Below are 15,037 nucleotides of genomic sequence, written 5' to 3'. Positions count from 1 at the left end.
GCGGCAGGAAGCGGCGCGACATTGAAGGCCATCCTTCAGGAGATCGACATGGACAGGCTCAAGGGCAAGGTGGTGGTGGTCACCGGCGGTGCGATGGGCATTGGCGAGGCGATCTGCCGGCTGATGGCCGCCGAGGGCGCCAGGGTGGCGGTCACCGATCTCGATGACGAACGCGGCGAGGCAGTCGCGGTGGCCATCCTGGCCCGCGGCGGGCAGGCGGCCTACTGGCATCTGGACGTCAGCGACGAGGCCCAGGTCAGGCGCGTCTTCACCGCGGTGGGGCAACGCTTCGGGCCGATCACGGTGCTGGTCAACAACGCCGGCATCGCCGGGCCCAACAAGCCCACGCACGAGCTCAGCGTGGCGGAGTTCGAGCAGGTGCTGGCAGTCAACGTGCGCGGCGTCTTCCTCGGCACCAAGCATGTCATCGCGCAGATGCGCGAGGCGGGCGGCGGCAGCGTCATCAACCTGTCCAGCATCTACGGCCTCGTCAGCGCGCCGGACGTGCCGCCGTACCACGCCAGCAAGGGCGCCGTGCGCATGATGACCAAGACCGACGCCCTGCTCTACGCCGCCGACCGCATCCGCGTGAACAGCGTCCACCCCGGCTTCATCTGGACGCCCATGGTCGACGGCTTCCTGAAGGCCCAGGCCGACCCGTCCGCGGCCAGGGCCGCCACAGCGGCCCTGCACCCGCTGGGCCACCTCGGCGAGGCCGACGACATCGGCTGGGCCTGCGTCTACCTGGCCAGCGAGGAAAGCAAGTTCGTCACCGGCAGTGAACTGGTGGTGGACGGCGGCTACACCTGCCGCTGAGGCTCAGGCTGCCTGGGTGTCGATGACGACCTTGCCCTGGCCCTGCCCCGTCGCAACGAGCTCGTGGGCGGCACCCGCCGTGGACAGCGTGAAGTGGCGTGCATCCACGCGCGGTGTCAGCAGGCTGGCATCCACGAGTGCCGCGGCCTCGGCCAGGATGCGGCCATGCTGCTCGCGGCCCTCGCCGCTCAGCAGCGGCAGCAGCGTGAACACGCCCGAGTAGGTCGCGGCCCGGAAGGACAGCGGCGCCAGGCTGTGCGTGCCCCAGCCCAGGATGCTGACGACATGGCCGCCGTAGCGGCGCGCCGCGGTGAAAGACGCATCCAGCACGGCGCCGCCGACGGCATCGAAGACGACGTCGAAGCCCTGTCCGCCGGTGTGCCGGCCGACATAGTCCGCGACCGTTTCGCCGCGGAAGTCGATGGGCGTGGCGCCCCAGGAACGAACGAGCTCGAAGTCCTCGGCCGCAACGGTCGCGAACACCTCCGCGCCTCGGGCACGCGCCAATTGCACGGCCACATGGCCGACGCCACCGGCGCCGCCCTGCACCAGCACCTTCTGGCCGGCCCGCACCTGGGCGCGGTCCACCAGCCCCTCCCAGGCCGTGATGACGGCCAGCGGCAGCGCCGCGGCCTCGCGCATCGTCAGCTGCGCCGGCTTGCGCGCCAGCAGGCCGGCGTCGACGGCGATGTACTCCGCCAGCGTGCCCTGCAGCCCGCCGATGCCGGCGGCCATGGCGTAGACCTCGTCGCCCGCCTTCCAGCCCGTCACGCCAGGGCCTACCTGCTCGACGACGCCGGCCATGTCAATGCCGAGCACCGCCGGCAACGGCTGGCGGGCGTGGGCGGCCTGGCCGGCGCGGATCTTGGTGTCCAGCGGGTTCACGCCGCTGGCATGGATGCGCACCAGCACCTGGCCCGCGTCGGGCTGGGGCTTGGGCAGGTCGACGGCAACGAAATCGCCGCCGGGTTGGTCCACGCGCAGGGCGCGCATCGTGGGGGCAAGTCGGTTCATGAGGAACTCCTGGGTTGGTGATGACAGGAGTTTTGGCCATGCGCCAGCGAATGAAAACCAACGAGTTCGCAAGCCAGTCATGCAATTTCGTATGCTTGCCGGCATGGACTGGGACGACATCAAGGTGTTTCTTGCCGTCGCTCGCGCCGGCTCGCTGGGCGGTGCGGCGCGCGCGCTCGGCCAGTCCCAGCCCACCATGGGCCGGCGGCTCAAGGCCTTCGAGGAGAGGCTGGGCACGCCGCTGTTCCAGCGCGGCCCCGCGGGCTTCGTGACGACCGACGTCGGTGCCGAGGTGCTGGCCCATGCCGAGCGCATGGAAGAGGAGGCCCTGGGCTTCGAGCGCCGGTTGGCGGGGCAGGAAGCGGAGCTGGAGGGATTGATCCGCGTGTCCTCGTCCGACTGGTTCGGCGTGCACGTGCTGGCGCCGGTGCTCGCCGGCTTCCAGGCACGTCATCCACGGGTCGTCATCGAGCTGATCACCGACTCCCGCCTCTTCAACCTCTCCCGCCGCGAGGCTGATCTCGTGTTCCGCATCCGGCCCTTCGAGGGCGCCGAGGTCGTGCAGCGCCGGCTGATGACGCTGGACTACGCCCTCTACGGCGCCGCCGGCCTGGCACCGCCGACCTGGGGCGACGGCAGCGGCACCGAGCTGATCACGATGGACACGGCTTTTGCCGAGATGCCCGATGTGCAATGGCTGCAGCGCGTGCTGCCGCAGGCGCGCGTGGCCATGCGCAGCAACAACCGCGAGGTGCAGGCCGCGCTGTGCGCCGCCGGCCGAGGCTGGACGGTGCTGCCCTGCCCCCTCGGCGACGCCCATCCGGGCCTGATGCGCGCTGCCTTGCCCGAGGCCCCGCCGAGCCGCGAGGTCTATCTCGGCTACCACCGCGACCTGCGCCGGCTCGGACGGCTGCAGCAGTTGATTGCCCATGTTGTGGCCCAGCTCGCGCCGGTCACAATGCCCGCCACCCCCAAGCCCTGAGACCCTCGCGATGAAGAAGTTCGCCACCTGGAACGTCAACTCCCTCGCCGTCCGCCTGCCGCAGGTGCTGGACTGGCTGGCCGCCCATCCCGTCGACGCGCTGGTGCTGCAGGAGACCAAGCTCACCGACGACAAGTTCCCCACCATGGAAATCGGCGAGGCCGGCTGGCAGGTGCAGTGGTTCGGCCAGAAGACCTACAACGGTGTGGCCCTCATCAGCCGTGAGCCGGCGACCGACATCGTCAAGAACATCACCGGCTTTGCCGACGAGCAGGCCCGCGTCATCGCCGGCACGGTGGGCGGCGTGCGCGTCATCGGCGGCTACTTCCCCAACGGCCAGGCGCCGGACAGCGACAAGTTCGTCTACAAGATGAACTGGCTCAACGGCCTGCGCGGCTGGCTGGCCGAAGAGATGAAGCAGCACCCCGAGCTGGTGCTGATGGGCGACTTCAACATCGCCCCCGAGGACCGCGACGTCTACGACCCGGTCGCCTGGGCCGGCCAGATCCACTGCACGCCCGAGGAGCGCGAACACTTCCAGCAGCTGATCGGCCTGGGGCTGACGGACGCCTTCCGCCTCTTCGAACAGCCGCCCAAGAGCTGGAGCTGGTGGGACTATCGCAACCTGGCTTTCCGCAAGAACCAGGGCCTGCGCATCGACCACATCCTCGTCAGCGAAGCGCTGAAGGGCCGCGTCACCGCCTGTGAGATCGACAAGCTGCCGCGCAAGAACGAGCGGCCCAGCGACCACGCGCCGGTCATCGTGACGATCGACGGCTGAGCCGGCGCGCTACTGCTACTTCCTGGCCAGGAAGTAGGCCACCAACGCGTTGGCGTGGCCATGGCCCATCTCGTGCTCGGCCTTGAGCTTGTTGACCAGCTCCATGTGCTTGAGCGGCCCCGCCTTGGCGATGACCTGTTCCCAGTGGGCGATGGGTTGGCCGTACTTCTTTTCGATGGACGGGAAGTAGGAGGCTGGGCCTTTGACTTTCTCTTCGGCGGGCATGGGGTTCCTTTCGTTGCCTCTCAGACGACGATTGAAGGGCCGCGGATTCGACAACCCGTCAGACCGCGTCCAGGTTCGCCTGCAGCCGCTCGAAGAACCGCCCCACGTGCACGCCGTCGCACAGCGAGTGGTGCACGTCCACAGCCACCGGCATCAGCAGCCTCCCGGCCGTTTGCGTGAAGCGGCCGAAGGCCACCTTGGGCCGGTCGTCGCCCACGCCGCGGGCGTGCGTGAAGGCCGTGAAGGCCAGCCAGGGCAAGGCGGTCATGTGGACCAGCGTTTCCTCGCGGACATCGCCAGGCTCGTCGGCGGCGAAGAGATCGCCGCTGGCCCGGCGGACGCGCTCCAGATTCGGCTTGGCGCGCGCCGCGAAGGCCGCCAGCGAGGGATCACGCGGCAGCGTCAGGAAGCCGAAGCTACCGTCGTCGCGCAACACCGTCGTGCTGGCGTGGATGACGGCGAACTCGCGCACGCCATCGGTCGTCAGGGTCTGGTGCATCGCATCGATGCTGTTGGCCGCCTCCAGAGCGGCGTGGTGGTAGGCCAGCCAGGGTGTCGCGCCGTGCAGTGCGGCCCGCTCGCGCAGGCCGGTCACGTCGACGGGCACGGTGACGCTGAAGGCCGGCTGGGCCATGCGGCGGAAATGTTCCAGAGCCGCACGGCGCGGCCAGGCTTCGAGAGGGATGTCGCGGTCTAGCATGGTTCACATGCTCGCACGGGCGCCGCAAGAAAAAGAGCCCGGTCGCGTCTGCGACCGGGCTGCAAGAAATGAACGGGAGGATTCAGTCCGTCAGTCGCCGCCGCCTGGCTGGCGCATGCCGAAGTCGTAGAGCGCGCGCTTGAGTTCTTCCGCGCGGTCCGCGCCCAGGTCAGCCAGCAGCCGGTTCGTCGGCGTGCTGCGGATCTGGCCGATCTGGTTGTAGCCCATCGTCTTGGCGCTGGCCAACGTGCGCGACGTCAGCGGCAGGCACTCGAGCGGTGCCTGGTCTGCCAGGCTCATCAGCCGGGCGTAGGTTTCAGCGGAAATGGACACGGTGACTGCGCTGGCTGGTGCCACGGGTGGAACTGGGCGTAGCGGCTTGGACGGCTGGGCCAGCGGTGCGGAGCTCGTTGTCTGGAGCTGGTCACCTGGGCAATCCGTCGTCGCGTGCATCTCGACCAATTCGCCGGGCGGGCCGGTCAGCCGCCGAAGCGGGGGATACCGAGGATTTCGCAGATCAGGTCGATGATTTCCATGGGGTGCTCCTGGTGGGACGAGGCTGAAATTCGCTAGCCCGGACTGTCCCTGTTTTCACCCCCCTAGAAACCTAGCAAGTCTGCTAGGTTGCGCCCCCTCAAACCGCCCCCAAACCGGCTCAAAGGATGCCTGCGGCCACGCACTTGAGCACCGCCTGGTGCTTGGATGTGACCTCCAGCTTGCGCATGGCATTGCCGAGATGGAAGTTCACCGTCTTCTCGCTCATGCCCAGGATGACGCTGACTTCCCAGGCCGTTTTGCCCTGGGCCGTCCAGCTCAGCGCGTCCAGTTCCCGCTTGGTCAGCTTGGGCAGATCGCCCTTGTTGAGCTTGGGGCTCAGCAGCCGATCCGCCGCGGTCAGCGCATGCGCGCCCAGCAGCTGCAGCCCTGCAACCATTTGCATCAATTGCATGCCCGACTGGGGCAGCGCCTCATCGCGGTCCACGCCGAGGAGGAAGTGCTTGTCGCCAGGGAGGTGCAGCTTGACCGCGATGCCCGTCTTGTAGCCGTACGGCGCCTGCATCTCCCACAGCTCGCCAACGCCGGCGCTGACGTAGGTCTTCTGGTCGTAAACCACGGGTGCCGACTGCGTCATGAGGCTGTCGATCACCGGGTCGCGCAGGGCGTCGTCCCGGTCTTTCGCGGCTTCGACGTGGCCTGCCGGGGTGTTGCCGAAGGTCGTCAGCTGCATGCTGCTGTCCTTCAGCACACCGCGCATCAACATGCCGGAAATGATCGAGAACCCCATGGCATCCGCCGTGGCGACGAGCCGGCGCTCGAAGCTCGCGAAGTCTTCGCTCAAGCCGACGTCAATCAGCTGCTGGTAGTTCATTTCGGGCCGAGCCATACCTGACAAGTCTGCCAGCTTGTTCCACTTGGACCCTGACCAGAGACTGCGCTCCCGTTCGAATCACACGACAGAGAGGAGCCGTCCATGTCCACCCTGATCCAGTTGCCCGAAGGCAGTGTCTGCTGGCCCGTTGCCGCCCTTTCCAGCGCCGCACAGGACGTCAGGCACGCCCAGACCCACACGCACCGCTCGCGAGGCGGCGAGCGCCGTGTCGGCGGCACCACACGCTGGGAGCGTTGCTATGCCGATGCCTGCGCCTGGGTGGAGTGGGACTGGGTCGAGATCAGCGAAGGCACCGTGGTGCAAGCCGATCCGCTCAACGTGCGCTCCAACGTGCTGCTGCTGGATGAGCGCGGCCGGCCGCTGCTGTCGTCGCGTCGCCGCGCGACGCTGGCCACGCTGGTTTACCTGCTGCCCTGGCAAGGGCCGGTGCTGGACAAGCTCCGCAGCGCCGAGCCTGTGCGCCGTGCGACCGTGGCGGAGCAACGCCTGGCCGCCTGAACCCTTGTGACAGCGCAGGTCGCTGTCATTGCGCAGAATCTGCGGCTTCAATGTTTGAAGCCGCCGCCATGAGTTCTTCCTCACCCGACGACACCCTTGCCGTCCTCGAAAGATGGCAAGCCGACGAGGCCGCCGCGCGGGCGCGCCAGCAGCAGGAGCCCGGCCTGGCGTCGCGCGCGATGCTGGCTGGCAAGACCGGCCTGCAGCAGATGCAGGCCTTGCTGGACGGCGAAGGCCCGCCCGCGCCCATCAGCCGCACGCTGGACTTCCTGTTGATCTCGGTTGCCGATGGCGAGGCCATCTTCCAGGGCCGGCCGCTGTTCAAGCACTACAACCCGCTCGGCGGCGTGCATGGCGGCTGGTTCGCAACGCTGCTCGATTCGGCGCTGGGCTGCGCGGTGCACACCATCCTGCCGGTCGGCCGGGGCTACACGACGCTGGAGTTCAAGGTCAACCTCGTGCGTGGCCTGAACGAAAAGGTGCCTCTGGTGCGCGCCATCGGCAAAGTGGTGCATCGCGGCCGCCAGGTGACGACGGCCGAGGCCGAGCTCGTCGGCCATGATGGCAAGCTCTACGCCCACGCCAGCACCACCTGCCTGCTGTTCGATATCCCGGGCTAGACGCGCTCGAGCTTCACGTGCGGCGGCGCCGGCAGCCGCACGGTGATGGCATCGCCGGGCTTCACGAGGCCGCCGGCCAGCACGATGCTCATGACGCCGGCCTTGCGCACGACTTCGCCGCTCGCATCACGGTCGACAACGGCCTTCAGCAGGCCGGCCTCGAAGTTCTCGATCTGCGGGCAGGGGTTGCGCAGGCCGGTCACGCGCAGCACGACGTCCGCGCCGATGCGCAGCTCGGTGTCGCGTGGCAGCGCCAGCAGGTCGATGCCGCGCGTCGTGAGGTTCTCGCCCAACTGGCCGGGCCGAACGCTGAAGCCCTGGGTGCCGAGCTCGTCGAAGAGCTCGCCCTGGATCAGGTGGACCTGGCGCAGATTGGGCTGGGTCGGGTCCTGGGCGACGCGCGAGCGGTGCTTGACCGTCACGCCGCAGTGGGCGTCACCCGCGATGCCCTGCCCTTCAACGACGCGCAGTTCGCTTTGAGCGAACTTGGAGAAGCTGTGCGTCGCACTGGCCCACACGGCCGCGACGACAGCCTCCGTCATGCGCGCAGCGCCGCGGCCTCGGAGGCCAGCTTGGTGATGCGCGCCCAGTCCTCGGCGTCGACGGCGTCCTGCGGCGTCAACCACGAACCGCCGCAGACCTTGACGTTGGGCAGCTTCAGGAACTGCGGCGCCGTCTCCAGCGAGATGCCGCCGGTGGGGCAGAAGGCCACATCCGGGAACGGGCCGGCCAGCGACTTCAGCAGGTTCACGCCACCCACCGCAACGGCCGGAAAGAGCTTCAGGAAGCCGAAGCCGGCCGCATTGGCCTGCATGACTTCGGACGCCGTCGACACACCGGGCAGCAGCGGCAGGCCCTCGGCCTTGCAGGCGGCGGCCAGCGCATCGGTGTAGCCCGGGCTGACGCCGAACTGGCAACCGGCGTTCTTCGCGTTGATCACGTCCTGCGGCGAGCGCAGCGTGCCGGCGCCGACGATGGCGCCCGGCACCTTGGCCATGGCTTCCATGGCCTGCAGCGCGACGGGGGTGCGCAGCGTCACTTCGAGCACGCGCACGCCGCCGGCCACGAGGGCTTCGGCGAGCGGCACGGCGTCTTCCAGGCGCTGGATGACGATGACGGGGATGACGGGGCCGTAGCTGGCCAGGCTCAGGGTGTCGAGCATGTGGATCTCTTTTGTTTTACAACCAGGTAACAGCGCCTTCCTCGGCGCTCAACACATTGCGGCGCATGCCGGCAAAGAGTTCGCGGCCCAGGCCATGGGCATTGACGTCGGCCTCGGCCGGGTCGAGGGTCGCGACTTCGCGAGACGCCCAATCGTCATCGCTGACCAAAGCGGCCAGCGTGCCGGTCAGCGCGCAGACGCGTACGACGTCGCCGTCCTTCAACCTTGCCAGCGGGCCACCAGCCAGCGCTTCAGGGCTGACATGGATGGCGGCGGGCACTTTGCCCGAGGCGCCGCTCATGCGGCCGTCGGTAACGAGAGCGACCTTGAAGCCCTTGCCCTGCAGCACGGCCAGCGGCGGTGTCAGCTTGTGCAGCTCGGGCATGCCATTGGCGTGCGGGCCCTGGAAGCGCACGACGACGATGACGTCCTTCTCCAGCTCACCGTTCTTGAACGCCGCCAGCATGGATTCCTGCGTCGAGAAGATGCGGCAAGGCGCTTCGACGGTGTGGCGGTCTTCCGGCACGGCCGAGACCTTGATGACGGCACGGCCCAGGTTGCCGTCCAGCAGCTTGAGGCCCCCGGTGGCGCTGAAAGGCGCGGCGGCCGTGCGCACAACGCCGTCGTCGCCGCTGGCCACGGGCAGGGCCTCGCGCACAACCTCGCCGCCCTGCCCCACCGCGCGCGGCACGAAGGCATAGGGGCGCAGGCTGCTGCCTGCGACGCTGAGCACGTCCTCGTGCATCAGGCCGGCGTCCATCAGCTCGCGGATGACGAAGCCCGGGCCGCCCGCGGCCTGGAACTGGTTCACGTCGGCGCTGCCGTTGGGATACACGCGCGCCAGCAGGGGCACGACGGCGGACAGGTCGGAGAAGTCCGTCCAGTCGATCAGGATGCCGGCCGAGCGCGCCACGGCGACCCAGTGGATGAGGTGATTGGTGGACCCGCCGGTGGCCAGCAGGGCCGCCATCGCGTTGACGATGCAGCGCTCGTCGACGACGTGGCCGATGGGCTTGGCAGCCTGGCCCTGGACGCGGCCGCTGATGTTCAGCGCCGTGCCGACGGCCTCGCGCGTCAGTGCGGTGCGCAGGTCGTCGTGCGGGTGCACGAAGGCGCTGCCGGGCACATGCAGGCCCATGGCTTCCAGCAGCATCTGGTTGCTGTTGGCGGTGCCGTAGAAGGTGCAGGTGCCGGCGCCGTGGTAGGCGGCGGACTCGCTCTTCAGCAGCTCGTCGCGGCCGACCTTGCCCTGGGCATACAGCTCGCGCACCTTGGCTTTGTCGCTGTTGGAGATGCCCGAGCTCATCGGGCCCGCCGGCACGAAGACGCAGGGCAGATGGCCGAAGTGCAGCGCGCCGATCAGCAGGCCCGGCACGATCTTGTCGCAGATGCCCAGCAGCAGGGCGGCGTCGAAGACGTCGTGTGTGAGCGCGATGGCCGTGCTCATCGCGATGGTGTCGCGCGAGAACAGGCTCAGCTCCATGCCGGGCAGGCCTTGCGTGACGCCGTCGCACATCGCCGGCACGCCGCCGGCCACCTGCACGGTGGCACCCAGGCGGTGTGCCTCGGCGCGGATCTGGGCCGGGTAGTCCTCGTAGGGCTGGTGGGCCGACAGCATGTCGTTGTAGGCCGTGACGACGCCGAGGTGGGGCGCCTTCTCGGCTACGATGCGCAGCTTGTCGTTGGCCGGCAGGGCCGCAACCGCATGGGCGACGTTGGCGCAACCCATGCGCTCGAAGCCGCGCTGGCGGTTGTTCAGCTGGGTGATGCGGGCGAGGTAGGCGCCGCGCAGCTTGGCGCTGCGTTCGCGGATGCGGTCGGTGACTTGGATCAGTGTGGAATTCATGCTGTGTCTCCTGGGGTCTTGTTCACGTAACCGACCCTTGGGAATTTAGGTAACCATATTACTTGCCCAGCGGGACTTGCGGGTTACGGCCTGGGTACCAGCGCAACGCCGTGCAAGTCTCGCGCGACATGAGCATCCTGGCTGTGGGCATGCTCAAACAGGCAAATTCGGTGTTTCTCCGTGACAAGATGGAGGTGATGGCGTCACAGGCAATCAACATTCCCCACGGCCCGGCGCGCAGCGCGCATCTGCTGCAGCGCACGACGGCCGAGTGGCGGGCCAGCGGCGACGACCTGCTGCTGTTCGCCTACGGCTCGCTGATCTGGCGGCCGGAATTCGAGTATGCCCAGGCACTGCCGGCGCGGGTGCTGGGCTTTCACCGCGTGCTGCGCATGCGCTCGCGCGTGAACCGCGGCTCGCCGCAGGAACCGGGGCTGGTGCTGGCCCTGATCTCGGGCGGCAGTTGCCGCGGCCTGGTGTATCGCATCCCACGCGCCGTGGGCGAGGAAGTGCTCCCGAGGCTGTGGGCACGTGAGATGCCCAACGGCGTCTACGAACCACGCTGGTTGAACTGCGACACGGCAGCAGGCCGCCAGCGCGCGCTGGCCTTCACGCTGTCGCGCCAGAGCCCGAACTGGACCGGGCCGCTGCATGAGCCCGAGCTGCTGCACATCTTCCAGCACGCAAATGGCCGTTACGGCACGACGCTGGACTACCTGCTGCGCACCGTTCAGGGTTTGCGCGAGCATGGCATCCGCGACATGGAACTGGAGCGCCAGGCTCATCTGGCCGCGCAGCACGGCCTGTGCGCGCCGCTCTAGGCACGCAGCTGATGGTCAACCGCGCAGCCGCGCGAGGTCTTCCTCGGTGTCCACGTCGACATGCACGCCGGGGTCGTCAACCGCAATGGGCTGTGCCGCGTAGCGCGCCACGATGCGCCGCGCACCCTCATCGCCCTGCAGGGCCATCAGCTCGGAGTAGAGCTCGGTGCCGAAGCCGACCGGATGCCCCTGGATGCCGCGGTACTGGGCGTAACAAACGGGATACCGCTCCAGCCCTTCGGCGACGGCCATGATGGTGGCGGGCCGCACCAGGGGCATGTCGGCCGGCAGGATGAGCCAGCCATCGGCGTCGCCCGTGGCGCTGACGCCGGCGACGATGGAATGGCCCATGCCGATAGGCTGGGGCCGGCCCTGGGCGTCGTGATCGGGCAGGGTCACGATGTCGCGCGCCGCAATCAGCCGGTGCACGGCGGGTGCGAGGGCGGTCGTTGTGACGACGACAACAGGAAGCCGCGTGGCAATGGCGTGGCGCAGGCTGCGCGCCAGCAAGGTGTCTTCGCCGGGCGTGCTGCCCAGGTGCTGCTCGAGCTTGTGGCCCGAGCCGCGAAAGCGTGAGCCGCGTCCTGCGGCCAGCACGACGACGGCGGGGCGTCGCTTTGTCATTTGCAATTTGTCCCTTCAAACCCTCTTGCCGAGCAACGGTCTGTGCCGTTTGCTGCAGTGCCACAAGCATGCCGAGTGACACTGCCCTTGAAACTGGTACGTTCACCTAAGGGAAGGCCTTTAGGGGAAGGTCTGCATACCGGGGAGGCCGTCGGGCTTGGCGTTGGGCCCGCGCCGGGGCGAGTTGCGGGGTGGGGCAAGGCGCCTGCGAGGCGTGTGGCCATCCACACAACGAGCTGGCAACGCCGAACCACCCCGCAAATCGCCCCGGCCCTTCGGGTTGGTTCTGCAAGGGGGGGCCGATCCGTTGTTGCAAATGCTCGCGATGCCACCGGCATCGCTGCGCCTTGCGCCTAGACTCAGCCCCCTTGCAGAACCAACGCGGGCCCAACGCCAAGCCCGACGGCCTCCCTTATCCATGAGCAAGCTAAGCGATTTCAGGAAGAGCTACGAACTAGGGGAGCTGGACGAGGCTCAAGCCACGGATGGGCCGTTGGCCCTGTTCCAACGGTGGATGGATGAAGCCATCGCGCACGACATCTCCGAGCCGACGGCGATGACGGTGGCCACCGTTGGCGCGAACGGCCGCCCCTCGACGCGCGTCGTGCTGCTCAAGGGCTGTGATGCCCACGGCATGGTCTGGTTCACCAACTACGAAAGCCGCAAGGGTGAGGAGTTAGCACTCCACCCGTTCGCGGCCCTGCAGTTCCACTGGGTGGAGATGGAGCGCGTCGTTCGCATCGAGGGCCGGGTCGAGAAGACCTCGGCTGAGGAGTCGGACGACTACTTCAAGAGCCGGCCGCTGGACTCGCGCCTGGGCGCCTGGGCTTCGCCACAGAGCCGCGTCATCAGCGGTCGTGCGGTGCTCGTGGCCAACGCGGCCAAGGCCGCCCTTCAGCATGGGTTGAACCCCGACCGGCCGCCGCATTGGGGCGGCTATCGCCTTGTGCCGGACCGCTTCGAGTTCTGGCAGGGCCGGCGCTCACGCCTGCATGACCGGCTGGTCTACCGCACAGAGAACGACGCCTGGATTCGCGAGCGCCTGGCGCCCTGAGCAAGGCAGGCCGAACGACCGGCCAGCCCATCCGTTCGGATGGGGGCGCCCCATCCTTGCGTCGAATAGGCAGGCATAGCGAGGCTCCCTAGAGTGCCCGGCAATCCACAGCGTTTGCCGGAGGACTCATGTCGCGCAGTCATCGACTTTCTTTGCTGATTCTTGCGTCGGCTCTGACCCCAGCGCTGGCCGCAGCACAGACCTGGACCGGTGAGAGCCCGGCGTCGGGCGCCTGGAGCCAGGGCAAGAACTGGTTCGGCACCATCGCGCCGGTAGGTGGCCCGACCGCACACCTGACTTTTGCCGGCACCCAGCGCCTGGACACCGTGCAGGACCGGCCCGACTCGTTCCTGCTGCAGCGCCTGAGCTTCGCGGCCGGCGCCGGGGCCTTCAGCATCAACGGCGGTGCGCTGCACTTTGCCGCCAATGCGCAGATCGACCTGAACGGTGGCGCGCCGGTGCTCATGGGCAGTGCGCTGCAAGTTGACCAACGCTTGCTGCTCGAGGGCGCAGGCGACCTGAACCTCAAGGGCCCCATCTCACGCAGCGGCGCGAGCACGGCCAACAACACGCTGCTCTTCAAGCAAGGCGCCGGGCGGTTGACCCTGGCGGATCTCAACCCCTTCGACGGCCTGGTGGTGGTCAACGGCGGGCGCATCGTGCTCAAGGAGGCACAGGCGCTCGCCAAGGCCGGCGTGGCGCTGAACATCGACAACGGCCTGGATCTGCAGGGCGCTGCCGCGGTGACGCTGGGCAGCCTGCAGGGCGCCGGTGCGCTGAACCTGGGCAAGACGGCGCTCAGTGTCGGCGGCGACCTGCGCGGCGTGGTCTACAGCGGCGTCCTCAGCGCCGATGCCACAGCGTCGGACAGCTTGGCCAAGACCGGCAACAACACCCTGACCCTGGCCGGCAACGGTAGCCGCATCGGCGCTTTGACGGTCAACGATGGCACCCTCATCCTCGCCAACGGCGCCACGCTGCAGGCCACCGACATGCTGGTGCGCAAGGCCGCGAGCCTGCAGGACACGCGGCTCGTCTCGGCCAGCGTCCTGGGCGGCGCCACGCTCATCACGCAGAACCTGGCGGTCAGTGAAGAAGACCCGCGCTCGCCGGGCAGCACGGCCGCACTCGGCGAGATCAGCACCGCGATGCTGGTTGAAGGAGGCAGCATGTCGGTGGCGGGCACCACCGCCATCGGCGCCGGGCCCGACCGGGCGCGGGGCTGGCTGCAAATCAACAATGGCGGGCACTTTGACGGTGGGCTGCTGCAAGTGGGTGCGGCCCGGGGTTCAGAGGGCCTGGTCGAAGTGGTCCTGGGAGGGCAGCTGCTGACCGGCACGGCGGTGGTTGGCTTCGGCTCCGATAGCAAGGGCACTGTGATCATTGATGGCGCCGGCTCGCGCTGGGTCAACAGCGGCATCATCTACGTCGGCGAAGCACCCAACCCATCCGGCCCGAAGGCTCTGGGCCGCATCGTCGTGCGCAAAGGCGGCGAGCTGCAGGCGCAGGTTCTCGGCCTCGCTGCCGACGGCGCTACGTTGACGGTCGATGGCGGCACGGTGCGCACCGACTACCTGAGCAGTGCCAACGCGCAGCTCACAACCGTCACTGTCGAGCTGACCGACCCGGCGGGCGGCACGGCGCTCACGCTCAGCCCACCGGCATCGGTGGGTTACTTCGCAGGCAATATCCGCGGTAGCGGCAGCCTGCTCAAGACCGGTGCCGGCACCTACAGCCTGATCGGCAACAACCAGTTCACCGGCCGCGTCACTGTTGAAGGCGGCCTGCTGAAGATGAGCAGCGGCGCCGCCTCGGCCTACCGCGTGGGCACTGGCGCGACGCTGGGCCTGAGCTTCGCCTTCCTGGGCGCGCCGGTGCAGGTGGACGCGGGCGGCACCTTGCAGCTCGCCAGCCTCACGCTCGATGGTGCGGCGCTGGCCAACCAGGGCCGCGTGCTGGGCGACTTGTCGTTGCAACGCGGCGCCTCGGCCAGCGGCGCCGGCCGCTACGACAGCTTGCAACTGCTCAAGGGCAGCAGCTTCTCGCCGGGTGACGGCGTGGGTCTGGCGCACAGCGCCAGCGCGACCTGGGCGTCAGGCGCCCAAGTGAGCTTCGACATGGCGGCAGCGAGCGGTGTGGCCGGCAGCGCCTGGGACTTGTGGGTCATCGATGGCGGGCTGACGCTGGACACCGGTAACAGCGCGCGCTTCCCGCTTAGCCTCGCCCTGCGCGCCGCCGCCCTGCCCGGCTTCGACACTCAGCATGCCGGGCAATGGCTGCTCATCGACACCACCCAGGGCATCCAGGGTTTTGCGCCAGGCGCGTTGACGCTCGACCTCGGCGGGTTCGCGCCTGATCTGCACGGTGGGCAGTTCTCGCTCGGCGTGAGTGGCGGCGACCTTTATCTCCAGTTCGCGCCAGTACCCGAACCGCCGGCCTGGCTGCTGCTAGGCGCCGGCCTTCTGCTCACCACGCGGCGGCGTCAACGCGGCTGAACCGTCACT

Annotated in this window: 17 protein-coding genes; 8 read left to right on the top strand and 9 right to left on the bottom strand. The window is 68.5% G+C overall.

The genetic code is table 11. The annotated features are described in order from the left end of the window. The first annotated feature begins 48 nt into the window (after positions 1 to 48). The gene (locus AC07V5_RS24860; protein WP_495118410.1) at positions 49 to 816 is read left to right on the top strand and encodes an SDR family NAD(P)-dependent oxidoreductase; all 768 of its coding nucleotides are present in this window, start codon (positions 49 to 51) and stop codon (positions 814 to 816) included. A 3-nt stretch (positions 817 to 819) separates the two neighbouring features. Here AC07V5_RS24860 and AC07V5_RS24855 read toward each other — a convergent pair whose 3' ends face one another. Beyond that, positions 820 to 1,830: a zinc-dependent alcohol dehydrogenase family protein gene (locus AC07V5_RS24855; protein WP_495118409.1), complete on the bottom strand. Its 1,011-nt coding sequence runs from the start codon at positions 1,828 to 1,830 to the stop codon at positions 820 to 822. A gap of 79 nt (positions 1,831 to 1,909) precedes the next feature. On the opposite strand from AC07V5_RS24855, the gene AC07V5_RS24850 reads away from it, so the two are divergent. Further along, positions 1,910 to 2,812: a LysR family transcriptional regulator gene (locus AC07V5_RS24850; RefSeq protein WP_495118408.1), complete on the top strand. Its 903-nt coding sequence runs from the start codon at positions 1,910 to 1,912 to the stop codon at positions 2,810 to 2,812. Positions 2,813 to 2,822: 10 nt separating this feature from the next. Beyond that, positions 2,823 to 3,593, top strand: coding sequence for an exodeoxyribonuclease III (gene xth, locus AC07V5_RS24845; protein WP_495118407.1), 771 nt, complete (start codon positions 2,823 to 2,825; stop codon positions 3,591 to 3,593). A 15-nt stretch (positions 3,594 to 3,608) separates the two neighbouring features. On the opposite strand, the gene AC07V5_RS24840 is transcribed toward xth, so the two are convergent. The 4 genes from AC07V5_RS24840 to AC07V5_RS24825 all read right to left on the bottom strand — a co-directional run bounded on the left by AC07V5_RS24840 (position 3,609) and on the right by AC07V5_RS24825 (position 5,902). Continuing rightward, the gene (locus tag AC07V5_RS24840) at positions 3,609 to 3,818 is read right to left on the bottom strand and encodes a DUF4287 domain-containing protein (protein WP_495118406.1); all 210 of its coding nucleotides are present in this window, start codon (positions 3,816 to 3,818) and stop codon (positions 3,609 to 3,611) included. A gap of 58 nt (positions 3,819 to 3,876) precedes the next feature. Beyond that, positions 3,877 to 4,518: a CatA-like O-acetyltransferase gene (locus AC07V5_RS24835; RefSeq protein ID WP_495118405.1), complete on the bottom strand. Its 642-nt coding sequence runs from the start codon at positions 4,516 to 4,518 to the stop codon at positions 3,877 to 3,879. Positions 4,519 to 4,608: 90 nt separating this feature from the next. Continuing rightward, positions 4,609 to 4,851, bottom strand: coding sequence for a hypothetical protein (locus AC07V5_RS24830; RefSeq protein ID WP_495118404.1), 243 nt, complete (start codon positions 4,849 to 4,851; stop codon positions 4,609 to 4,611). 322 nt (positions 4,852 to 5,173) lie between these two features. Then, entirely contained in the window at positions 5,174 to 5,902 is a 729-nt protein-coding gene (locus AC07V5_RS24825; RefSeq protein ID WP_495118403.1) for a helix-turn-helix transcriptional regulator, read from the bottom strand. Between the two features lie 87 nt (positions 5,903 to 5,989). Here AC07V5_RS24825 and AC07V5_RS24820 point away from each other — a divergent pair, with 87 nt between their 5' ends. Both AC07V5_RS24820 and AC07V5_RS24815 read left to right on the top strand, forming a co-directional pair. Further along, positions 5,990 to 6,406, top strand: a complete 417-nt coding sequence (locus tag AC07V5_RS24820; protein WP_495118402.1) for a DUF4902 domain-containing protein — start codon at positions 5,990 to 5,992, stop codon at positions 6,404 to 6,406. Between the two features lie 68 nt (positions 6,407 to 6,474). After that, complete coding sequence (locus AC07V5_RS24815) at positions 6,475 to 7,026, top strand: PaaI family thioesterase (protein ID WP_495118401.1); 552 nt, start codon at positions 6,475 to 6,477, stop codon at positions 7,024 to 7,026. Here AC07V5_RS24815 and AC07V5_RS24810 read toward each other — a convergent pair. From AC07V5_RS24810 to edd, 3 genes are read right to left on the bottom strand one after another with little or no spacing between them, the layout of a single operon-like run. Then, on the bottom strand, positions 7,023 to 7,568 hold the full coding sequence (locus AC07V5_RS24810) for an MOSC domain-containing protein (RefSeq protein ID WP_495118400.1): 546 nt from the start codon (positions 7,566 to 7,568) through the stop codon (positions 7,023 to 7,025). The two genes, AC07V5_RS24815 and AC07V5_RS24810, sit on opposite strands and share 4 nt — an antisense overlap. Beyond that, positions 7,565 to 8,188 (bottom strand): bifunctional 4-hydroxy-2-oxoglutarate aldolase/2-dehydro-3-deoxy-phosphogluconate aldolase, encoded by a 624-nt coding sequence (eda, locus tag AC07V5_RS24805; RefSeq protein ID WP_495118399.1) that lies wholly within the window; start codon positions 8,186 to 8,188, stop codon positions 7,565 to 7,567. Before eda ends, AC07V5_RS24810 begins: the two co-directional genes overlap by 4 nt. A 16-nt stretch (positions 8,189 to 8,204) precedes the next feature. Further along, positions 8,205 to 10,034: a phosphogluconate dehydratase gene (gene edd / locus AC07V5_RS24800; protein WP_495118398.1), complete on the bottom strand. Its 1,830-nt coding sequence runs from the start codon at positions 10,032 to 10,034 to the stop codon at positions 8,205 to 8,207. A 197-nt stretch (positions 10,035 to 10,231) separates the two neighbouring features. Between edd and AC07V5_RS24795 the strand changes: the two genes are divergently transcribed. Next, entirely contained in the window at positions 10,232 to 10,855 is a 624-nt protein-coding gene (locus AC07V5_RS24795; RefSeq protein ID WP_495118397.1) for a gamma-glutamylcyclotransferase, read from the top strand. 15 nt (positions 10,856 to 10,870) lie between these two features. Here the strand turns inward: AC07V5_RS24795 and AC07V5_RS24790 are convergent, their stop codons facing one another. Beyond that, positions 10,871 to 11,479: a nucleotidyltransferase family protein gene (locus AC07V5_RS24790; protein ID WP_495118396.1), complete on the bottom strand. Its 609-nt coding sequence runs from the start codon at positions 11,477 to 11,479 to the stop codon at positions 10,871 to 10,873. Between the two features lie 418 nt (positions 11,480 to 11,897). Between AC07V5_RS24790 and pdxH the strand changes: the two genes are divergently transcribed. Together pdxH and AC07V5_RS24780 are read left to right on the top strand one after the other, a co-directional pair. Continuing rightward, on the top strand, positions 11,898 to 12,533 hold the full coding sequence (pdxH, locus tag AC07V5_RS24785) for a pyridoxamine 5'-phosphate oxidase (protein ID WP_495118395.1): 636 nt from the start codon (positions 11,898 to 11,900) through the stop codon (positions 12,531 to 12,533). A 152-nt stretch (positions 12,534 to 12,685) separates the two neighbouring features. Further along, positions 12,686 to 15,028: an autotransporter-associated beta strand repeat-containing protein gene (locus AC07V5_RS24780; RefSeq protein ID WP_495118394.1), complete on the top strand. Its 2,343-nt coding sequence runs from the start codon at positions 12,686 to 12,688 to the stop codon at positions 15,026 to 15,028. Positions 15,029 to 15,037 lie beyond the last annotated feature (9 nt).

Source organism: Roseateles sp. GW821-FHT02E12, from assembly GCF_059421665.1.
The sequence above is the reverse complement of the archived record's forward strand: the minus strand, read 5'-3'. Positions and strand labels throughout refer to the sequence as shown.